We start from the raw sequence: 17,723 nt of genomic DNA on the forward strand, positions 1-17,723 counted from the left end.
GCGATGGCGCGCATCGATGTCAATCATATCCGCCACACCTATCTGCAGAACCCGCGCACGGATGCCGATTTCGCCCTGAAGGAAGTGCACCACACGTTCGAGGATGGCGGCGCTTATGCGCTGCTCGGCCCGTCCGGCTGCGGCAAGACTACGCTGCTCAACATCATTTCGGGATTGCTGCATCCCTCGCACGGCCAGTTGCTGTTCAACGGCAGGGACGTAACCAATCTGTCGACCCAAGAGCGCAACATTGCCCAGGTCTTCCAGTTCCCGGTGATCTACGACACGATGACCGTCTACGACAATCTGGCATTCCCGCTGCGCAATCGCGGCGTGCCGGAGGCCGACGTCGACCGCAAGGTGCGCGAGACGCTGGAGATGACCGGGCTGGCCGATATGGCCAAACGAAAGGCGCGCGGACTGACCGCCGACCAGAAGCAGAAAATCTCGCTCGGACGCGGGCTGGTGCGCTCCGACGTCAATGCCATCCTGTTCGACGAGCCTTTGACCGTCATCGACCCGCATATGAAATGGGTGCTGCGCTCGCAGTTGAAGCAGCTTCACCGCCGCTTCGGCTACACCATGGTCTATGTCACGCACGACCAGACCGAGGCGTTGACCTTCGCCGACAGGGTGGTCGTCATGTATGACGGCGAAATCGTGCAGATCGGCACACCGGCGGAGCTGTTCGAGCGCCCGCGCCACACCTTTGTCGGCTATTTCATCGGCTCGCCCGGCATGAATGTCATGCCGGTGGCGATCGACGGCAAGACCGCGAAGCTGGGCTCGCAGCAGATCGAACTGCCGGGCGTGCCCAAGGCGGGCGGCGGCGCCATCGAGCTCGGCATCCGTCCCGAATATGTGCGCCTGGGCAGCCAGGGCATGGCCGTCCGGGTCAGCAAGATCGAGGACGTCGGCCGCCACAAGGTGGTCCGTGCCAATCTCGAAGGGCGCGAGATCGCCGCCATCATCGGCGAGGACGAGACAGTTCCGGCTGATCCGAAGGTGCGGTTCGACCCGGCCGGCATCAACATCTACGCCAATTCCTGGCGCGTCGAGATGGGAGCCTGAAGTGGAAAAGACCTGGAACAACAGAGCCTGGTTCCTGGTGCTGCCGGTGCTGCTGCTGGTGGCGTTCTCGGCGGTCATACCGCTGATGACGGTTGTCAATTATTCGGTGCAGGACACTTTCGGCAACAACGTCTTCTTCTGGGCCGGCACCGAGTGGTTCGAGGAACTGCTTTCCTCCAGCCGCTTCTGGCAGGCGATGATCCGCAACCTTGTCTTCTCCTTCATCATCCTGGCGATCGAAGTGCCGCTCGGCATCTTCATTGCGCTCAATATGCCGAAGAAGGGTTGGGGCGTGCCTGTTTGCCTTGTTTTGATGGCGTTGCCGCTGCTGATCCCGTGGAACGTCGTCGGCACCATCTGGCAGGTGTTCGGGCGCAACGACATTGGCCTGCTCGGCTATTACGTCAACGCGCTCGGCATCGACTATAATTATGTGCAAGACCCTTATGACGCCTGGGTGACGGTCATCATCATGGACGTCTGGCATTGGACCAGCCTCGTCGTTCTGCTCTGCTATGCCGGCCTGGTCTCGATCCCGGATGCCTTTTATCAGGCGGCCAAGATCGACGGCGCCTCGCGCTGGGCGGTGTTCCGTTACATCCAGCTGCCGAAGATGAACCGCGTGCTGCTGATCGCCGTGCTGCTGCGCTTTATGGATAGCTTCATGATCTACACGGAACCGTTCGTGGTGACCGGCGGCGGACCCGGCAACTCGACGACCTTTCTTTCGATCGATCTCGTCAAGACGGCGCTCGGCCAGTTCGACCTCGGCCCGGCGGCGGCGATGTCGCTGGTCTACTTCCTTATCGTCCTGTTGTTGTCATGGGTGTTCTACACCGTGATGACCAATTACGACGCGGAGCGCTGAGATGAGCCGCGCTGACGAAAGAGCCGACAGAGTGAGCGAGACGACAGCTTCGCAAGGATTGGCCAGCACGCTGCGGCAGGACGAGATCGCACGGCTCATGCGCCGTCGCGGCGAGGAGTCGCGTTGGTGGTGGATCGTGCCGACGCTCTACATCATCGTTCTGCTTTTGCCGATCTACTGGCTCATCAATATGAGCTTCAAGACCAATGGCGAGATCGTCTCGTCGCTGACGCTCTACCCGCACGCACCGACATTAGCGAATTACCGCACCATCTTCACCGACGCGTCCTGGTATTCGGGCTACATCAACTCGATCACCTATGTGGTTATGAACATGGTGATTTCGGTGGCCGCAGCACTGCCTGCTGCCTACGCCTTTTCGCGCTATCGCTTCCTCGGCGACAAACATCTGTTCTTCTGGCTGCTGACCAACCGCATGGCGCCGCCGGCGGTGTTCGCGCTGCCATTCTTCCAGCTTTATTCGGCCTTCGGCCTTATCGACACCCATATCGCCGTGGCTCTGGCGCATTGCCTGTTCAACGTGCCGCTGGCGGTGTGGATCCTCGAAGGCTTCATGTCGGGCGTGCCGAAGGAGATCGATGAGACCGCCTATATCGACGGCTATTCGTTCCCGCGCTTCTTCATCAAGATCTTCATGCCGCTGATTGCGAGCGGCATCGGCGTGGCGTGCTTCTTCTGCTTCATGTTCTCGTGGGTCGAGCTGCTGATCGCCCGCACGCTGACGACCACGGACGCCAAGCCGATCGCCGCGACCATGACCCGCACCGTTTCGGCCGCCGGCATGGATTGGGGGCTGCTCGCCGCAGCCGGCGTGCTGACGCTGATTCCCGGCGCGCTCGTCATCTGGTTTGTGCGCAACTACATCGCCAAGGGCTTTGCCCTGGGGAGGGTATGATGGAGCAGGTCGACAGAAGCCCCTGGTGGTGGGCCGTGCTGTTTCTCGCCCTGGTCGTAGTGGCCTGGGTGGCACTTCAAATCGATTTCGTGGCAATAACGGTAGGCTTCAGCGATCCGGCCAATATCCGCCTGTGGGGATTTAACCTCTCGTCCAACCTCGATTTTTCGTGGATGGCCTGGACGTGGCCGACCGCGGCCTTCTTTGGAACCATCTTTCTGCTGCTTTGCGGCATGGCGGCGTGGGAATACGTCTCGCCGGGCGGCAATCCGCGCGTCGGCGTGCTGCGCTTCGAAACGACGCGCGGCGACCGCCTGTTCCTGTCGCTGCTTGGCAGCGCCTTTATCCATCTCGCTTGGCTGGGTCTAGTCGGACCCAATCTGTGGTGGGCTCTCGCTCTCTCCGTGGTCTACGCCGTCGGCGTGTTCCGCTACGTATAGAGGGGGAAACTGTTGGAACGGCGGCGTGCCGGCCGCCGATCCAGATCGCACTTGAAACTGAAACAGTGGAGGAAATACATGCGACGGCAATTCTTGACATCAACAACTGCGCTTGTCCTGTTGCTCGGGGCAAGCAATGCCTATGCCGGAATGGACGAGGCCAAGGCCTTCCTGGACAAGGAAATCGGTGACCTGTCGACACTCGACCGCGCCGGCCAGGAAGCCGAAATGCAATGGTTCATCGATGCCGCGAAACCTTTCGCCGGCATGGATATCAAGGTGGTTTCCGAAACCATCGCCACGCATCAGTATGAATCGCAGGTGCTCGCGCCGGCCTTTACGGCCATCACCGGCATCAAGGTTACGCACGACGTCACCCAGGAAGGCGACGTCGTCGAGAAGATCCAGACCCAGATGCAGACCGGCCAGAACCTCTATGACGGGTGGGTCAACGATTCCGATCTGATCGGCACGCACTGGCGCTACCAGCAGGTGCGCAACCTGACCGACTGGATGGCAGGCGACGGCAAGGATGTCACCAACCCGAATCTCGACCTGAAGGATTTCATCGGCACCTCGTTCACCACCGCGCCCGACAAGAAGCTCTACCAGCTTCCCGACCAGCAGTTCGCGAACCTCTACTGGTTCCGTTACGACTGGTTCAACGACGAGAAGAACAAGGCGGACTTCAAGGCCAAATACGGCTACGACCTCGGCGTGCCGGTCAATTGGTCGGCCTATGAGGACATCGCCGAGTTCTTCACCGGCCGCGAGATCGACGGCAAGAAGGTCTACGGCCATATGGACTATGGCAAGAAGGACCCGTCGCTCGGCTGGCGGTTCACCGACGCCTGGCTGTCGATGGCCGGCAATGGCGACAAGGGCATTCCGAACGGTCTGCCCGTCGACGAATGGGGCATCAAGGTCGACGAGAATTCGCGTCCCGTCGGTTCCTGCACGGCGCGCGGCGGCGACACCAATGGTCCGGCTTCCGTCTACTCCATCCAGAAGTATCTCGATTGGCTGAAGGCCTATGCACCGGCGGAAGCCCAAGGCATGACCTTCTCCGAATCGGGGCCAGTTCCGGCGCAGGGCGCGGTTGCCCAGCAGATCTTCTGGTACACCGCCTTCACCGCCAGCATGGTCGACGCCAGCGCCAAGGCCGTGCTGAACGACGACGGCACGCCGAAGTGGCGCATGGCGCCGTCGCCGCATGGCGTCTACTGGAAGGACGGCATGAAGCTGGGCTATCAGGACGTCGGTTCCTGGACGCTGATGAAGTCGACGCCGACCGACCGCGCCAAGGCGGCCTGGCTCTACGCGCAGTTCGTCACCTCGAAGACGGTCGACGTGAAGAAGAGCCATGTCGGCCTGACCTTCATCCGCGAGAGCACGATCCACGACAAGAGCTTCACCGAACGTGCGCCAAAACTCGGCGGCTTGATCGAATTCTACCGCTCGCCGGCGCGCGTCCAGTGGTCGCCGACCGGCACCAACGTGCCGGACTATCCGAAGCTGGCACAGCTCTGGTGGCAGGCGATCGGCGATGCTTCGTCGGGCGCCAAGAGCCCACAGGAAGCGATGGACTCGCTCTGCGCCGAGCAGGAAAAGGTGATGAGCCGCATCGAGAAGTCGGGCGTCCAGGGCGATATTGGCCCGAAGATGGCCGAAGAGCATGACCTCGCCTACTGGAACGCCGACGCGGTCAAGAAGGGCAATCTCGCTCCTCAGCTCAAGATCGAGAACGAGAAGGAAAAGCCGGTCACCATCAACTACGACGAACTGGTGAAGAGCTGGCAGCAATAGGACCGTTTGATGCGGGCGTCCGCGCCCGCATCGCCATGCTCAGGGGAGGCGGCATGTTGCCGTCTCCCCTGTTTGCGTGAACGGCTCCGCGCCATCCGGCGTCGAGACACCGTAGCACCTTTGAATTCGCTTCGACGGGAGAGAGAATGACCGGATACATCCTTGCAATCGACCAGGGGACGACATCGACCCGGGCGATCCTGTTCGCCGACAAGATGAAGGTCGTCGGCAGCGGGCAAAAGGAATTCACCCAATATTATCCGGCCTCCGGCTGGGTCGAGCACGATCCCGAGGAGATATGGGCAAGCGTCGTGGAAACGGTGAAGGCCGCGCTGAAGACAGCCGGCCGCAACGCAGCGGAAGTCGCCGCGATCGGCATCACCAACCAGCGCGAAACCGTCGTCATCTGGGACAAGGAGACCGGCAAGCCGATCCACAACGCGATTGTCTGGCAGGACCGCCGCACCGCGCCGCTATGCCAGAAACTGAAGAAGCTGGGGCTGGAGAAGAAATTCACGAAAAAGACCGGCCTGCTGCTCGATCCCTATTTCTCCGGCACCAAGATCGCCTGGATGCTGGACAAGGTGAAGGGCGCCAGAAAACGCGCCGAAAAGGGCGAACTGCTGGCCGGCACCATCGACAGTTTTCTGATTTGGCGCCTGACTGGCGGCAAGGTCCACGCCACTGACGCCACCAACGCCGCGCGCACACTGGTCTACAACATCGAACAAAACGCCTGGGACGACGAGCTGCTGGCCATTCTCGGCATACCTGCAAGAATGCTGCCGCAGGTGAAAGATTGTGCCGATGATTTTGGAATCACCGACAAAAGCCTGTTTGGCGCAGAGATCAGAATCCTCGGTGTGGCCGGCGACCAGCATGCGGCGGCGATCGGCCAGGCCTGTTTCGAGCCGGGCATGATGAAATCGACCTACGGCACCGGTTGCTTCGCGCTGCTCAACACCGGCAGCGATCTGGTGCGTTCGAAGAACCGGCTTTTGACCACCATCGCCTATAGGCTGAACGGCAAGACCACCTATGCACTGGAGGGCTCGATCTTTATCGCCGGCGCCGCCGTACAATGGCTGCGCGACGGCATCAAGGTGATCGGCAAGGCCGAGCAGAGCGGCAAATTGGCGGCGGAAGCCGATCCGACGCAGAACGTCTATCTGGTGCCGGCTTTCGTCGGGCTCGGCGCACCGCACTGGGATGCCGAGGCGCGCGGCGCCATCTTCGGGCTGACCCGCAATTCGGGGCCGGCGGAATTTGCCCGCGCGGCACTGGAATCCGTTGCGTTCCAAACGCGCGATCTGCTTGACGCTATGCGCAAGGACTGGAAGGGCGCCTCGGCCAAGACCGTGCTCAGGGTCGATGGCGGCATGGTGGCGTCGGACTGGACCATGCAGCGGCTGGCCGACATTCTCGATGCGCCGGTCGACCGGCCGACAATTCTCGAGACGACTGCACTCGGTGCGGCTTGGCTGGCCGGCTCGAGGGCGGGTGTCTGGCCGAAGGCCGCGGAATTCGCCAGGAGTTGGGCGCTCGAGCGCCGGTTCAAGCCGGACATGGATGCTTCGACACGTGCCGCCAAGCTGGCAGGTTGGCGCCACGCTGTGCGCAGGACGCTAAGCATGCAATAAGCACGTACCCGCCGAATTCCCAACCTTGTTTAATGAGGCTGGGCTGGTGGCTGCTCGGATGTGTGGGTCGACTCGGAGAGCGGGTCAGGCAGGGTGAGGTCCATGAAACACCCAGATTGGTATCCTGCTTGGCGCCAAGAAGCCATCGAGCAACTGAACGCTAAGAATAGAGGCTTGCAAGACGATTTCGGCGTCGGCAGTTGGCCTCGTTATGATTATGACCTCAAGACTGGAAAGCTCCTTTTCTCAGATCAAGTTGTCGTCAAGGTCGTCGCCGAAATCCAGGTTGCAGGCTCCACAAGCGGCAAAGGTGGCAATTGGCTTTGGGCCTGGGGAAATTCAAACCTGCCTGGCGACGTAGTTACCGATGCCCAGCGAGTTCGATCCTTCGGGGAGAAGAACGGCATTGATGAACTGACTCAGCTTTTTGTGACAGATGATAATGACCTGACCGTGCTTGGGTGGGAACTGGCGGCCGTAATGGCTCGAATTTGCAACGCCCGTGGGGTCTATCGTTCTCCTCGTGGCGAAGGGGGAGGCCTCTATCTGACCATCAAGAGCATCAGCCGGGCAAACTGATCTTGATGTCTGCCTGCCGAACGTTCGAGACGCAGTGACGGTGGCGGAAATATCAGTGCTTCCTCGCCCAGCAATAACCCGCGCCGTTTCGGGCGCGGGCTTGCAGCCTCTAAGCTAGGACTCAGTAAGGCGACCGGCACTGCCGGCGCGGACCGTAGTTGGGCTGGTAAGTGTTGTCAGAAGCGCGATAGCTCCGATAACGATCATAGCACCACTGCACGTGGGCATCGCCACGATAGACACGATTCTGGTTGACAATCGCGCCCGTAATCAGCGCTCCGGCAGCAAACGCGGCCAGCGGGAACCAGAAGTCGCCGTGGCGGCGGTAGCCGGGACGGTAGTAGCGATAGCCGCGATGGCCACGCCAGTACATGCCGTCGTCACGCGAGAAATCGCGACGGGAGAAATCGCGGTTGAAGTTGCGTTTTCTCCATATCCTGTGGTCGACGGTCTGGACATCCGACGAGACGCTCTGGCCTAGCGGTACATAGACGGGCTGAGCATTGACTGGCACGATCTCAGCAACGGCGAACGATGCTGACAGGGCAGTGGCCAGCAGGCCCGACATGATCCTATTCATGATCTTCTCCTTGAAACGCGTGTCCCTTGTCGCGGAAAAACGGGCAGGCTGCGCAAATTGTTCCGCTAAAAATCCCAAGTTGCTGATCTGCAAAGGTTCTCCCGATTCGCTGCTTGCGCTTGTCCCGCAAAGCGCGAGCTTCGGCCTTGCGCTAGAGCGAGGCAGTTCCGTCAACGCCGAAGCGCACCGCACGGCATGATGGCACGGCAGGAAAGTCCGGTTCGAGAGCCGTCTTTTTCCGGTTGACCGGCAGAGGCACTCTCCCTATGTTCCGCGCAATTTCGAGGGCGGCCTTTCTGAGCCCGCGGGAGCGCGTAGCTCAGCCGGTAGAGCAACTGACTTTTAATCAGTAGGTCATGGGTTCGAATCCCATCGCGCTCACCAATCCAGATTGTGTACGGCCCGAAGACATGGGTAACAGTTTGTACCTAAGACATGGGTGACAACCTCGTGCCGAACGCATGCGGTGGCCTTAACCACCGACCCCATCGTCCATCATCGTGCCGGTGAGCGCCTCATAAGCTCTGCTGCACAGCTGTGAATGCGGACAATCGTTCACGATAAGCACCGGCAACACGGTGAGAACCGCTGCGGCAAGGATTTGCAGGAAACGACCGAGGGCGCTCACCTTCCTGCCGAACGCGCCGGCCAGGAAGAACTAGAGACCCTGGGCCATGCAGCCTGCCGTCAGAATGCCCAGAAGCGTGCTGGTCGCTCTTGCGAAGGGCGTTATGTAGCCGTCGGGAAAACCCAGCATGCCGAGATCCATCGACCATTGCAGAGCGCCAGCATGACGCTCAGCGCTGACCAGACAAGGGTCGTCGTACGAGCAAACAGCGTCTGCTTTGGTTTGTTGCTCGGATCGGCCATCAGGATCACAGCGGAATTGCTTGCCGGGACATGCGCAAGCTCTCGGTCAAATCAGCGAGACGTTGCCGCCGGCATGGCGTTCGAGCCGGCCGGCGAGGTCGAGCTCCAGCAGCACCATGAACACTTGGGCGGGATGCAGGCCGGTGTGGCGGATGATCTCGTCCACTGCTACCGGCGTCGGGCCGAGCGCCTCGACGACGCGGTCGCGGTCGTCCTCGCGCGGCGGCGGTGTTGCCGAAAAGTCGGGCGGCTCTTCAAGCGGCGATGTCCTTGGCGCCCAGGCGCCGACCAGCGGCGCGATCGCGCTGGTGATATCGGCGGCCTCAGTCACAAGGGTGGCGCCATCCTTGAGCAGGCCATTAGTGCCGGCGGCGCGCGGATCGAGCGGCGAACCGGGAACGGCGAAGACCAGGCGGCCCATCTCGCCGGCCAGCCGGGCGCTGATCAGCGAGCCGGAGCGCTGTGCGGCCTCGACCACGACCAATCCCAATGCAGCACCGGCGACGAGCCGGTTGCGGCGCGGAAAATCCTGTGCGCGCGGCTGCCAGCCAAACGGCATTTCGGAGATTATGGCGCCGCCACGCTCGGCGATCTCGTCGCACAGGCCGGCATTTTCGGGCGGGTAGGGCAAATCGAGGCCGCCGGCGAGCACCCCGATCGTGCCGGTCGAAAGGCTGCCCTGGTGCGCGGCCGTATCGATGCCGCGCGCCAGGCCGGAGACTATGCCATAGCCGTCGCGGCCGAGATCCGCCGCCAGCATCCGCGCCATCTTGATGCCGGCCAGCGATGCGTTGCGAGCTCCGACGATGGCGACCGCTGGCAAGCGGAACACCGCGCTATTGCCCCTGACCGCAAGCAGCGGCGGCGGATGATCCATGCTTTTCATCAGCGGCGGATAATCCGCCTCGCCGATGCCGACGAAACGGGCGCCCGCCCGCCGGGCCGTCTCCAGCTCGACCTCGGCCTCCGCAATGGACGGGATGCGGACGATTTTTTTGGCGCCACCCGAAATCATCAGCTCGGGCAGCATCGATAGCGCTGCTTCGGCCGAACCGAACCGGTTGATCAGGTCGCGAAAGGAGGCCGGGCCGACATTCGGCGTGCGGATCAGACGAAGCCAGCTCAGCCGCTGCCGGTCGCTGAGGCGCGGCCCGGCGTCGGGCTCGCTCACTCCTTGGCCCCGATCTTGCCCTCGGTGCCGGCAAGCAGCCGCGCAATGTTGGCGCGGTGCTTTACGATGACGATGAGGCTCATCGCCGCGAAAAGCCCGGCAATCTGCTGCGTGCTCAGGAAATACAGGGCCACGGGCACGACCACCGCTGCCGTCAGTGCCGCAAGCGAGGAGAAGCGGAACAGGAAGGCCACCGCCAGCCAGACGACGGCGAAGATCAGCGCCATCTGCCAGGCAAGGCCGATCAGCACGCCAAGGTAAGTGGCGACGCCCTTGCCGCCCTTGAAGCCGAGCCAGATCGGAAAGAGATGACCTAAAAACGCGCCGAAGCCGGCCCAAAGTCCGAGTTCGGGCGCAAAGCGCCCTGCGATCAACACCGCCGCGGTGCCCTTCAGCGCATCGAGCAGCAGAGTGGCCGCGGCCAAGCCCTTGTTGCCGGTGCGCAGCACATTGGTGGCGCCGATGTTGCCGGAGCCGATGTTGCGCACGTCGCCGAGGCCGGCGGCACGGGTGATCAGCAGGCCAAACGGGATCGAGCCGAGAAGATAGCCGAACACCAATGCCAAGACGGGACTGTAAACCATTGTTCCCCCGAACTTTCCTTGGCTGAGCGGATTGAAGACGTGACGCCCGCTCCGTCCTACGCCGAAAACACTGTGCGGCCCGCCACCATCGTTTGCAAGACCCTGCCTTGCAGCCGCGCGCCTTCGAAACAGGTGTTTTTCGAGCGCGAGCGGATGCCGCTCTCGCTGACGACCCATGGCTCGTCCAGATCGACAAGCGCAAGATCGGCCAACGCGCCCGGTTTCAGTGTGCCGCCCGGCAGGCCGAACAATCTTGCCGGCGCGGTCGACAGTGTTTCGACCAGCCGCAGCAGCGTCGCGTCGCCATTGTGATAGAGCCGCAGCGCTGCGCCCAGCAGCGTTTCCAGCCCGATGGCGCCGGCCGCGGCATCGGCAAAGGGCAGGCGCTTGGTGTCGACGTCTTGCGGGTCGTGGGAGGAGACGATGAGGTCGATGGTGCCGTCCTTGATCGCTTCGATCATCGCCAGCCGATCTTCTTCAGCGCGCAGCGGCGGCGTCAGCCGGAAGAAGGTGCGGTACTCGCCGACATCGTTCTCGTTGAGCGACAAATTGTGGATCGACACGCCTGATGTGACGTTGGCGCCATCGGCTTTCGCGCGTGCTACCGCGTTTGCCGCCATAGCCGTCGAAATCTTGGCAGCGTGATAGGCGCCGCCGGTCAGCCGAGCCAACGCGAGATCGCGGTCCAGGGGAATCGATTCGGCTTCGCGCGGAATGCCGGCAAGGCCAAGCCAGCTTGCGTAAAGGCCTTCGTTCATGACGCCGGCCGAGGCGAGATCGGCGTCTTGGGTTTCATGCGCGATGATGCCGCCGAAATCGCGCGCATAGGTCAGCGCGCGGCGCATCACCAGCGCGCTGGCGATAGAATGCCGGCCGTCGGTGAAGGCGACAGCGCCGGCCTCGCGCAGCAGGCCGAATTCGGTCATCTCGCGGCCTTCCAGCCCCTTGGTGATCGCTGCCGCCGGAAAGATGTTGACGATTGCAGTGTCCTTGGCGGTGCGCAGTACGAACTCGACCAATGCGACATTGTCGATCACCGGGTCGGTATCGGGCATCATGACGACTGAGGTGACGCCGCCGGCCGCCGCAGCGATGCTCGCCGAAGCAATGGTCTCGCGGTGTTCGCCGCCGGGTTCGCCGATGAAGACGCGCGCGTCGATCAATCCGGGGATGATAGTCTTGCCGGCGCAGTCGATGATCGTGGCGCCTTCGGGCGCGCCCTGGTTCAAGGCCGCCTTGCCGGCCGCAACGATTTTGCGGCCTTCGACCATGACGGTACCGACCTCATCGATGCCGCGCGACGGGTCGACGATGCGGGCCCGGCTGAAGATCGCTATGCTCATGCGCCGCGGCCCTCGTGATTTCGACGGGGATCGAGCAGTGCTTCCATCACCGCCATACGTACGGCGACGCCCATCTCAACCTGTTCCTGGATGACACTTTGAGGGCCGTCGGCGATCTCGGAGGCGATCTCGACGCCGCGGTTCATCGGGCCGGGATGCATGACCAGCGCGCCGTCCTTGGCTGCTTTCAGCTTCTCGGCGTCGAGGCCGAAATAGTGGAAATATTCGCGCACTGACGGTACGAAAGCGCCTTCCATGCGTTCGCGCTGCAGGCGCAGCATCATCACCACGTCGGCGTCCTTCAGACCCTCGGCCATCGAGCGGGTGACGATGACGCCCATCTTCTCGATGCCGGTGGGCAAAAGCGTCGAAGGGGCGACGACCCTGACCTGGGCACCAAGCGCGTTGAGCAGGATGATGTTGGAGCGCGCTACGCGCGAATGCAGGATATCGCCGCAGATCGCCACGATCAGCTTCGGCAGCGGACCCTTGACACGGCGGATGGTCAGTGCGTCGAGCAGCGCCTGGGTAGGGTGCTCATGGGCGCCGTCGCCGGCATTGACCACCGAACAGCCGACTTTTTGAGCAAGAAGTGCTGCCGCGCCGGCCGATTGATGGCGGATGATCAATATGTCGGGACGCATGGCATTCAGCGTCATCGCCGTATCGATCAGCGTCTCGCCCTTTTTCACCGACGAGCTCGCCACCGACATGTTCATGACGTCGGCGCCGAGCCGTTTGCCGGCCAGCTCGAACGACGATTGCGTGCGGGTCGAGGCTTCGTAGAAGAGATTGATCTGGGTGCGGCCGCGCAGCGTCGATGTCTTCTTGTCCGATTGCCGCGAGATGGCAACGGCCCGGTCCGCCCGGTCGAGCAGTAGCTCGATATCGGCGGGGGAAAGATCGCGGATGCCCAGAAGATGGCGGTGGGGATAAAGTGGCAGGGACGATGCGTCGGTCATCTCAAGTCGCTGCTATAGGGGGGAGGCCTCGCGGCTGCAAGCACCGGCTTGGGATTGGATTGGTTCTCCCCGGTATTTTCGTCGCGCCCCGCTGGCCATAGGCTATAAACCGCCTTGGCTTTGGATTCGCAGCCTTCAGGTGATAAGGACGAAGCGTGACTGACGACGTGACCAACCAGCCGCCGCCGCTGGCCGGCGGCAACGCCTGGCGGGGCGATCCGTTGCTGATCCAGCTTGCCGAGCGCTTTTCCGATCCGGTCCGCAAGGACCTCGACGGGCTTGGTCGTTTCGTTCTGACCCATGAGGCGCAGGAGTTGGCCCGTCTTGCCAATGTCGAGACGCCGAAGCTCAGGACCCATGATCGCCAGGGCCGGCGCATCGACCAGGTCGAGTTCCATCCCGCCTATCACGCGCTCATGCGCCGCTCTGTTGCCAACGGGCTGCATTCGTCGGTCTGGGAGAATGGCGACGCCGAGATCGGCCGCCGCCATCAGGTGCGCGCTGCACGCTTTTACCTCACGGCTGAGCTCGAAACCGGACATCTCTGCCCGATCACCCTGACCAGCGCTTCGCTGGCAGCGCTGATGGCCAGCCCGAAGCTGTTTCGCGAATGGGCGCCTCGGGTGACGACGCGCAAATACGATCAAAGCCAAAAGCCTCCGGTCGAAAAAGCCGGGCTGACACTCGGCATGGGCATGACCGAGAAGCAAGGCGGCACAGATGTCCGTGCCAACGTCACCAGGGCCGAGCGCGCCGGCAGCGGGTTTTATCGCCTGACCGGCCACAAATGGTTCATGTCGGCGCCGATGTCGGATGCCTTCCTGGTGCTCGGACAGGTGCCGGAGGGACTGTCGTGTTTTCTCGTGCCCCGCTTGCTCGGCGACGGATCCGGCAATGGCTTCCGTTTTCAACGGCTGAAGGACAAGCTCGGCAATCGATCCAATGCCTCGTCGGAGGTGGAATTCGTCAATGCCATCGGCGAGATGGTCGGCGAGCCCGGCGCCGGCGTGAAGACGATCATGGACATGGTGACCCTGACGCGGCTCGACTGTGCCGTCGCCTCGTCGGCGATCATGCGGGCCGGACTGGCCGAGGCTGTCCACCACACGCGCCACCGCAAGGTGTTTGGAACCAATCTGATCGAGCAGCCGCTGATGCAGCGTCTGCTGGCCGATATGGCGCTGGACGTTGCCGCCGCTACCGCGCTGTCGTTCCGGCTGGCGCGCTCCTTTGACGAGGCGGCCGGCGACCGCGGCGAGGCGGCCTTCGCCCGCGCCATGACGCCGGTCGTCAAATACTGGGTCTGCAAGATCGCGCCGCCGCTGCTCTATGAAGCAATGGAGTGCCTCGGCGGCAACGGCTATGTCGAAGAGGGGCCGCTCGCCCGCTACTATCGCGAAGCTCCGGTCAACGCGATCTGGGAAGGTTCAGGCAACGTCATGGCGCTCGACGTGCTACGTGTGCTGGGGCGTGCACCCGGCCTGTTCGATGACGTGCTGTCCGGCATCGACCGCGATCTCGGTGCAGGCGGACGCGGCACCGTCGGCGTGCTCAAGGCGGCAATGCAGGTCGCGGCTACCGACGAGGGCTCGGCGCGGCTGTTGACAGAACAATTGGCATTGTCGGCGGCGGCGGCAGAGCTTCGCAGGCTGGGGGCAGGGCGGATCGCCGACGCCTTCGTCGAAACGCGCCTCGCCGGCCAGTGGCGCAATACCTATGGCATGATCGATTCACGCCATGATGCGCGCATGATCATCGATACGCTCTACCCGCCGATCAACTAAGTGCCGTCGCCCAATTCGCTGCCGCTCTCGCGCCCCCTGTGGATGGCCGTTAACCTTAACGAATGGTTTCCATTGCGGCGACCGGTGGCAAAGCCCAGTGTTATGGTTAAGGCAAGGATTGTTCAGCTTGAGCAGCTTTGCCCTGCGAAGCAGGAGCGTCATGCGGCATATTCTGAGCTCTTTTCTGGCATTGCATTGGGCGGCCGTTTTCGCCCTGCTGGCGTTCATCTGCATCGACGGGAATCGAGGCGTGGCGACGGCCCTTGGCGTGCTGGGCGTCCCCGTCCAGAACACTCGATTTGCCGATCTCGAAAACGCCGTCGTCGTGGCGCCGCTCGCCGTGGCGCTGCTTGTCGTCGCGGTGCTGTTCTGCTGGGCCTTTGTTGAAGCGCTGACCAGCGACGCTGCCAACCCGGATCCCGCCGACAGCGTCGTGCGGATCGCCTTCATCTCCGCCTCGGGCGTGCTGTCGCTGATCGTCATCGGCGGCGCCGCGCAAGGCATCAACGGGCTGTTCATGGTTGTCGCGGTGCAATTGGCGGCACTTCTGGCGTCCTATGTCGCGATGCTCGCCGAGCGGCGGTCGGCCGTTGCCGCGGCAGCTCCAGGGACCGGCGAAATCCGAGCGGCCGCGCATGTCATGGCCAAGGCAGCGGCGCATAATTCCTCGCTTGCGCGCATTTCCGGCCGGCTGGATTCGAGGGATGACCGCTGATGCGCACCTTGTTCGCGCTGTGGGCGGCTCCGCTCCTCTTGTTTTGGGGCTGGTTCTTTCTGTCGCTCAATGACATCAATTTCGGCTATGTCATGCTGAGCCGCCAATTGCACGATCTCGTCTTCCAGCTCTATGGACAGATGCTGGGCGTCGATCCGGCGCTCATTCCGGGCATGGTGGCGAAAGCTTGCGTATTCGACGGGCTGCTGCTGATGGCGTTCTGGGCATTTCGCCGCCGCAAGGCGATCGGCAGCTGGATCACGGCGATGCGCAACCGCTATTTCGACCAGGCATCGACGCCGAGCGCCTGAAGGCGGTCGAGAACGCCCTGCAGGATAAAAGCGGCCGCCGCCGAATCGATCTTGCCGGCGCGTTTCTTGCGGGAAAAATCCATCTCGATCAGCGTCCGCTCGGCCGCCACCGTCGAGAGTCGTTCGTCCCAAAAGACGAACGGCAGATCGGTCAATCCAGCCATGTTGCGGACGAAAGCGCGGGATTTTTGGGCGCGCGGGCCTTCCGAGCCGTCCATGTTGATGGGGAGGCCGATCACCACGGCGCCGGCATGTTCCTTCTGTAGCAGTGCGAGCAGCACCGCGGCATCGAGCGAGAATTTCCTGCGCATGATGACAGGGCGTGGGTGCGCGAAGGACAAGCCGCGGTCGGAAACCGCCACGCCGATCGTTTTGTCGCCGAGGTCGAGACCGGCCAGGGTCTTGCCGCCGCCGAGCCGGGCCGGCAACTCCTCTATGGTGATGATGCCCAACGGCTTTTCCTTTGACCGCGACGCCGCACGTCCTATACGCGCAAAGCGTGCGCGGCACTTTAATTTCGCCGTCGGCGTTCTATCCTCTACCGAAGCAAAAATCGAGGAAAGCATTGATGAAACTGACTTGGCACGGACATTCGGCATTCCGAATCGAAATCGAAGGCGCGAAAATCCTCATCGACCCCTATCTGGTCGGCAATCCGTCATGGACAAGCGGCTGGGAAGGGCCGGCCGAAGGGGTCACGCACGTGTTGCTCACCCATGGCCACAGCGACCACATCAGCGGCGCCATCGAAGTGCTCAAGAAGAGCGGCGCGATGCTGGTCGCCAATTTCGAGATTTGCATGTACCTGGTCGGCAAGGGCGTCGGTGACAAGCAGATCAACCCCGGCAATATCGGCGGCACCGTCGATTGCGGCGGCTTCACCACCACCTTCGTTCAGGCTCTGCATTCATCGTCCTTTCCGGGCGAGGGTGGCCAGAATACCTATCTCGGCAATCCGGGCGGGCTCGTCCTGCACTTCCCCGAGGACAAGACGCTTTATCATATGGGCGACACTGACATTTTTTCCGACATGGCGCTGATCAACGAATTGCATGAACCGAAGATCGGCATCGTGCCGATCGGCGACCGCTTCACCATGGGTGGCGCGGTGGCAGCCCTTGCCTGCCAGCGTTTCTTCAAGTTCGAGACCGTCGTTCCCGCCCACTTCGGCACGTTTCCGATGATCGACCAGACCGCCGACAAATTCGTGGCCGGGCTGGATGGATCTGGTGTGAAAGTGGCGTTGCCGAAGATCGGCGAGACGATTACGCTGTAAAGAAAGCCGGTCCGGAACGATACGATGCGCTTGAGAAATTCTCTTTGCATTTCCATGCTGGTTGCCGCGTCGCCGGCGCTGGCCGCGGAGAATTTCATCGAGGGCGTCTATCTGCAATCGGAGGAACTCTGCGCGCAGGCCAAAAAGGATACGCTGCAGACGGTGATCGAGGGCGGCAATATCGTGCTGTCGGCAAATGGCTTAGAAAGCATCGAATATAATTGTGAATTCCTGCAGATCACCAAAGCGACTCGCTCGCCAAGCTGGGCGGTGACCGCCATATGCCAGGAACCGGGCTACGTCTTTCCCGATGTTCTCTCACTGACACAGATGAGCCCGAAGCAGATCGACCTGGTATCGGTTCGGCCTGCCGCCGACGAAGGCGAGCAGAGCGGCAACGGCGGCAGTTATTTCCTCTGCGACGGCGTCGCGATGCCATAGGGCAGCTGTTGGCACGATGCATGTTGCGCGGCACGCGCCGCGCCGCTATAGCGCTGGTTTTCCCCGAGGCACAAACATGTCCGTTGATATAAAAACCGTGAAGCGCGTCGCGCATCTTGCCCGTATTGCGGTGAGCGAGGAGGATGCAGAGCGCATGACCGGCGAATTGAACGCCATTTTGGGCTTTGTCGAGCAATTGAACGAGGTCGATGTTTCCGGCGTCGAGCCGATGACCTCGGTCACGCCGATGGCAATGAAAAAGCGCCAGGACGGCGTCACCGACGGCGGCAAGGCAGCCGACATCGTCGCCAACGCGCCGGCGACCGAAGAGAATTTCTTCCTTGTGCCGAAGGTCGTGGAGTAGCT

General features: G+C 62.2%; 19 protein-coding genes and 1 tRNA gene. 14 read left to right on the forward strand and 6 right to left on the reverse strand.

Going from position 1 to position 17,723, the window contains the following annotated elements:
• Nucleotides 1-3: 3 nt before the first annotated feature.
• The 7 genes from RQ479_RS05315 to RQ479_RS05345 all read left to right on the forward strand — a co-directional run bounded on the left by RQ479_RS05315 (nt 4) and on the right by RQ479_RS05345 (nt 7,320).
• Nucleotides 4-1,071 carry an ABC transporter ATP-binding protein gene (locus RQ479_RS05315; RefSeq protein ID WP_352466444.1) on the forward strand — a complete coding sequence of 356 codons (1,068 nt, stop codon included), beginning with the start codon at nt 4-6 and terminating at the stop codon, nt 1,069-1,071.
• A 1-nt stretch (nt 1,072) separates the two neighbouring features.
• Nucleotides 1,073-1,939, forward strand: coding sequence for a carbohydrate ABC transporter permease (locus RQ479_RS05320; protein ID WP_023674893.1), 867 nt, complete (start codon nt 1,073-1,075; stop codon nt 1,937-1,939).
• 1 nt (nt 1,940) lies between these two features.
• Nucleotides 1,941-2,855: a carbohydrate ABC transporter permease gene (locus tag RQ479_RS05325; RefSeq protein WP_023717772.1), complete on the forward strand. Its 915-nt coding sequence runs from the start codon at nt 1,941-1,943 to the stop codon at nt 2,853-2,855.
• Between the two features lie 173 nt (nt 2,856-3,028).
• On the forward strand, nt 3,029-3,295 hold the full coding sequence (locus tag RQ479_RS05330) for a DUF2160 domain-containing protein (protein ID WP_031211283.1): 267 nt from the start codon (nt 3,029-3,031) through the stop codon (nt 3,293-3,295).
• Nucleotides 3,296-3,373: 78 nt separating this feature from the next.
• Nucleotides 3,374-5,101 carry a carbohydrate ABC transporter substrate-binding protein gene (locus RQ479_RS05335; protein ID WP_376704346.1) on the forward strand — a complete coding sequence of 576 codons (1,728 nt, stop codon included), beginning with the start codon at nt 3,374-3,376 and terminating at the stop codon, nt 5,099-5,101.
• A 146-nt stretch (nt 5,102-5,247) separates the two neighbouring features.
• Nucleotides 5,248-6,741, forward strand: coding sequence for a glycerol kinase GlpK (glpK, locus tag RQ479_RS05340; RefSeq protein WP_376704347.1), 1,494 nt, complete (start codon nt 5,248-5,250; stop codon nt 6,739-6,741).
• Nucleotides 6,742-6,843: 102 nt separating this feature from the next.
• A complete protein-coding gene (locus tag RQ479_RS05345) occupies nt 6,844-7,320 on the forward strand; it encodes a DUF6882 domain-containing protein (protein ID WP_376704348.1) in 477 nt (158 codons plus the stop codon).
• Nucleotides 7,321-7,441: 121 nt separating this feature from the next.
• Here the strand turns inward: RQ479_RS05345 and RQ479_RS05350 are convergent, their stop codons facing one another.
• On the reverse strand, nt 7,442-7,900 hold the full coding sequence (locus RQ479_RS05350) for a BA14K family protein (RefSeq protein ID WP_376705873.1): 459 nt from the start codon (nt 7,898-7,900) through the stop codon (nt 7,442-7,444).
• 308 nt (nt 7,901-8,208) lie between these two features.
• Here RQ479_RS05350 and RQ479_RS05355 point away from each other — a divergent pair.
• Nucleotides 8,209-8,284, forward strand: a tRNA-Lys gene (locus RQ479_RS05355).
• Nucleotides 8,285-8,816: 532 nt separating this feature from the next.
• Here the strand turns inward: RQ479_RS05355 and dprA are convergent.
• From dprA to RQ479_RS05375, 4 genes are read right to left on the reverse strand one after another with little or no spacing between them, the layout of a single operon-like run.
• Entirely contained in the window at nt 8,817-9,941 is a 1,125-nt protein-coding gene (gene dprA, locus RQ479_RS05360; protein WP_376704349.1) for a DNA-processing protein DprA, read from the reverse strand.
• The gene (plsY, locus tag RQ479_RS05365) at nt 9,938-10,525 is read right to left on the reverse strand and encodes a glycerol-3-phosphate 1-O-acyltransferase PlsY (protein WP_376704350.1); all 588 of its coding nucleotides are present in this window, start codon (nt 10,523-10,525) and stop codon (nt 9,938-9,940) included. Before plsY ends, dprA begins: the two co-directional genes overlap by 4 nt.
• Before the next feature lie 56 nt (nt 10,526-10,581).
• On the reverse strand, nt 10,582-11,868 hold the full coding sequence (locus RQ479_RS05370; protein ID WP_376704351.1) for a dihydroorotase: 1,287 nt from the start codon (nt 11,866-11,868) through the stop codon (nt 10,582-10,584).
• On the reverse strand, nt 11,865-12,830 hold the full coding sequence (locus RQ479_RS05375) for an aspartate carbamoyltransferase catalytic subunit (protein WP_376704352.1): 966 nt from the start codon (nt 12,828-12,830) through the stop codon (nt 11,865-11,867). Before RQ479_RS05375 ends, RQ479_RS05370 begins: the two co-directional genes overlap by 4 nt.
• A gap of 155 nt (nt 12,831-12,985) precedes the next feature.
• Between RQ479_RS05375 and RQ479_RS05380 the strand changes: the two genes are divergently transcribed.
• The 3 genes from RQ479_RS05380 (at nt 12,986) to RQ479_RS05390 (ending at nt 15,640) form a co-directional block, all read left to right on the forward strand.
• Complete coding sequence (locus RQ479_RS05380; protein WP_376704353.1) at nt 12,986-14,614, forward strand: DNA alkylation response protein; 1,629 nt, start codon at nt 12,986-12,988, stop codon at nt 14,612-14,614.
• Nucleotides 14,615-14,774: 160 nt separating this feature from the next.
• Nucleotides 14,775-15,329 carry a hypothetical protein gene (locus RQ479_RS05385; protein WP_376704354.1) on the forward strand — a complete coding sequence of 185 codons (555 nt, stop codon included), beginning with the start codon at nt 14,775-14,777 and terminating at the stop codon, nt 15,327-15,329.
• Nucleotides 15,329-15,640, forward strand: a complete 312-nt coding sequence (locus tag RQ479_RS05390) for a DUF6105 family protein (protein ID WP_352466454.1) — start codon at nt 15,329-15,331, stop codon at nt 15,638-15,640. Before RQ479_RS05385 ends, RQ479_RS05390 begins: the two co-directional genes overlap by 1 nt.
• Here the strand turns inward: RQ479_RS05390 and ruvX are convergent.
• The gene (gene ruvX, locus RQ479_RS05395; protein ID WP_376704355.1) at nt 15,607-16,092 is read right to left on the reverse strand and encodes a Holliday junction resolvase RuvX; all 486 of its coding nucleotides are present in this window, start codon (nt 16,090-16,092) and stop codon (nt 15,607-15,609) included. The genes RQ479_RS05390 and ruvX overlap by 34 nt on opposite strands.
• A gap of 116 nt (nt 16,093-16,208) precedes the next feature.
• Between ruvX and RQ479_RS05400 the strand changes: the two genes are divergently transcribed.
• The 3 genes from RQ479_RS05400 (at nt 16,209) to gatC (ending at nt 17,721) form a co-directional block, all read left to right on the forward strand.
• A complete protein-coding gene (locus RQ479_RS05400; RefSeq protein ID WP_376704356.1) occupies nt 16,209-16,916 on the forward strand; it encodes a metal-dependent hydrolase in 708 nt (235 codons plus the stop codon).
• Nucleotides 16,917-16,940: 24 nt separating this feature from the next.
• On the forward strand, nt 16,941-17,357 hold the full coding sequence (locus RQ479_RS05405; RefSeq protein WP_352516870.1) for a hypothetical protein: 417 nt from the start codon (nt 16,941-16,943) through the stop codon (nt 17,355-17,357).
• A gap of 76 nt (nt 17,358-17,433) precedes the next feature.
• Entirely contained in the window at nt 17,434-17,721 is a 288-nt protein-coding gene (gene gatC, locus RQ479_RS05410) for an Asp-tRNA(Asn)/Glu-tRNA(Gln) amidotransferase subunit GatC (RefSeq protein WP_292653488.1), read from the forward strand.
• The last annotated feature ends 2 nt before the right edge of the window (nt 17,722-17,723 follow it).

The sequence above is a fragment of the Mesorhizobium sp. ISC25 genome (assembly GCF_042295465.1).
Classification (GTDB): Bacteria; Pseudomonadota; Alphaproteobacteria; order Rhizobiales; family Rhizobiaceae; genus Mesorhizobium.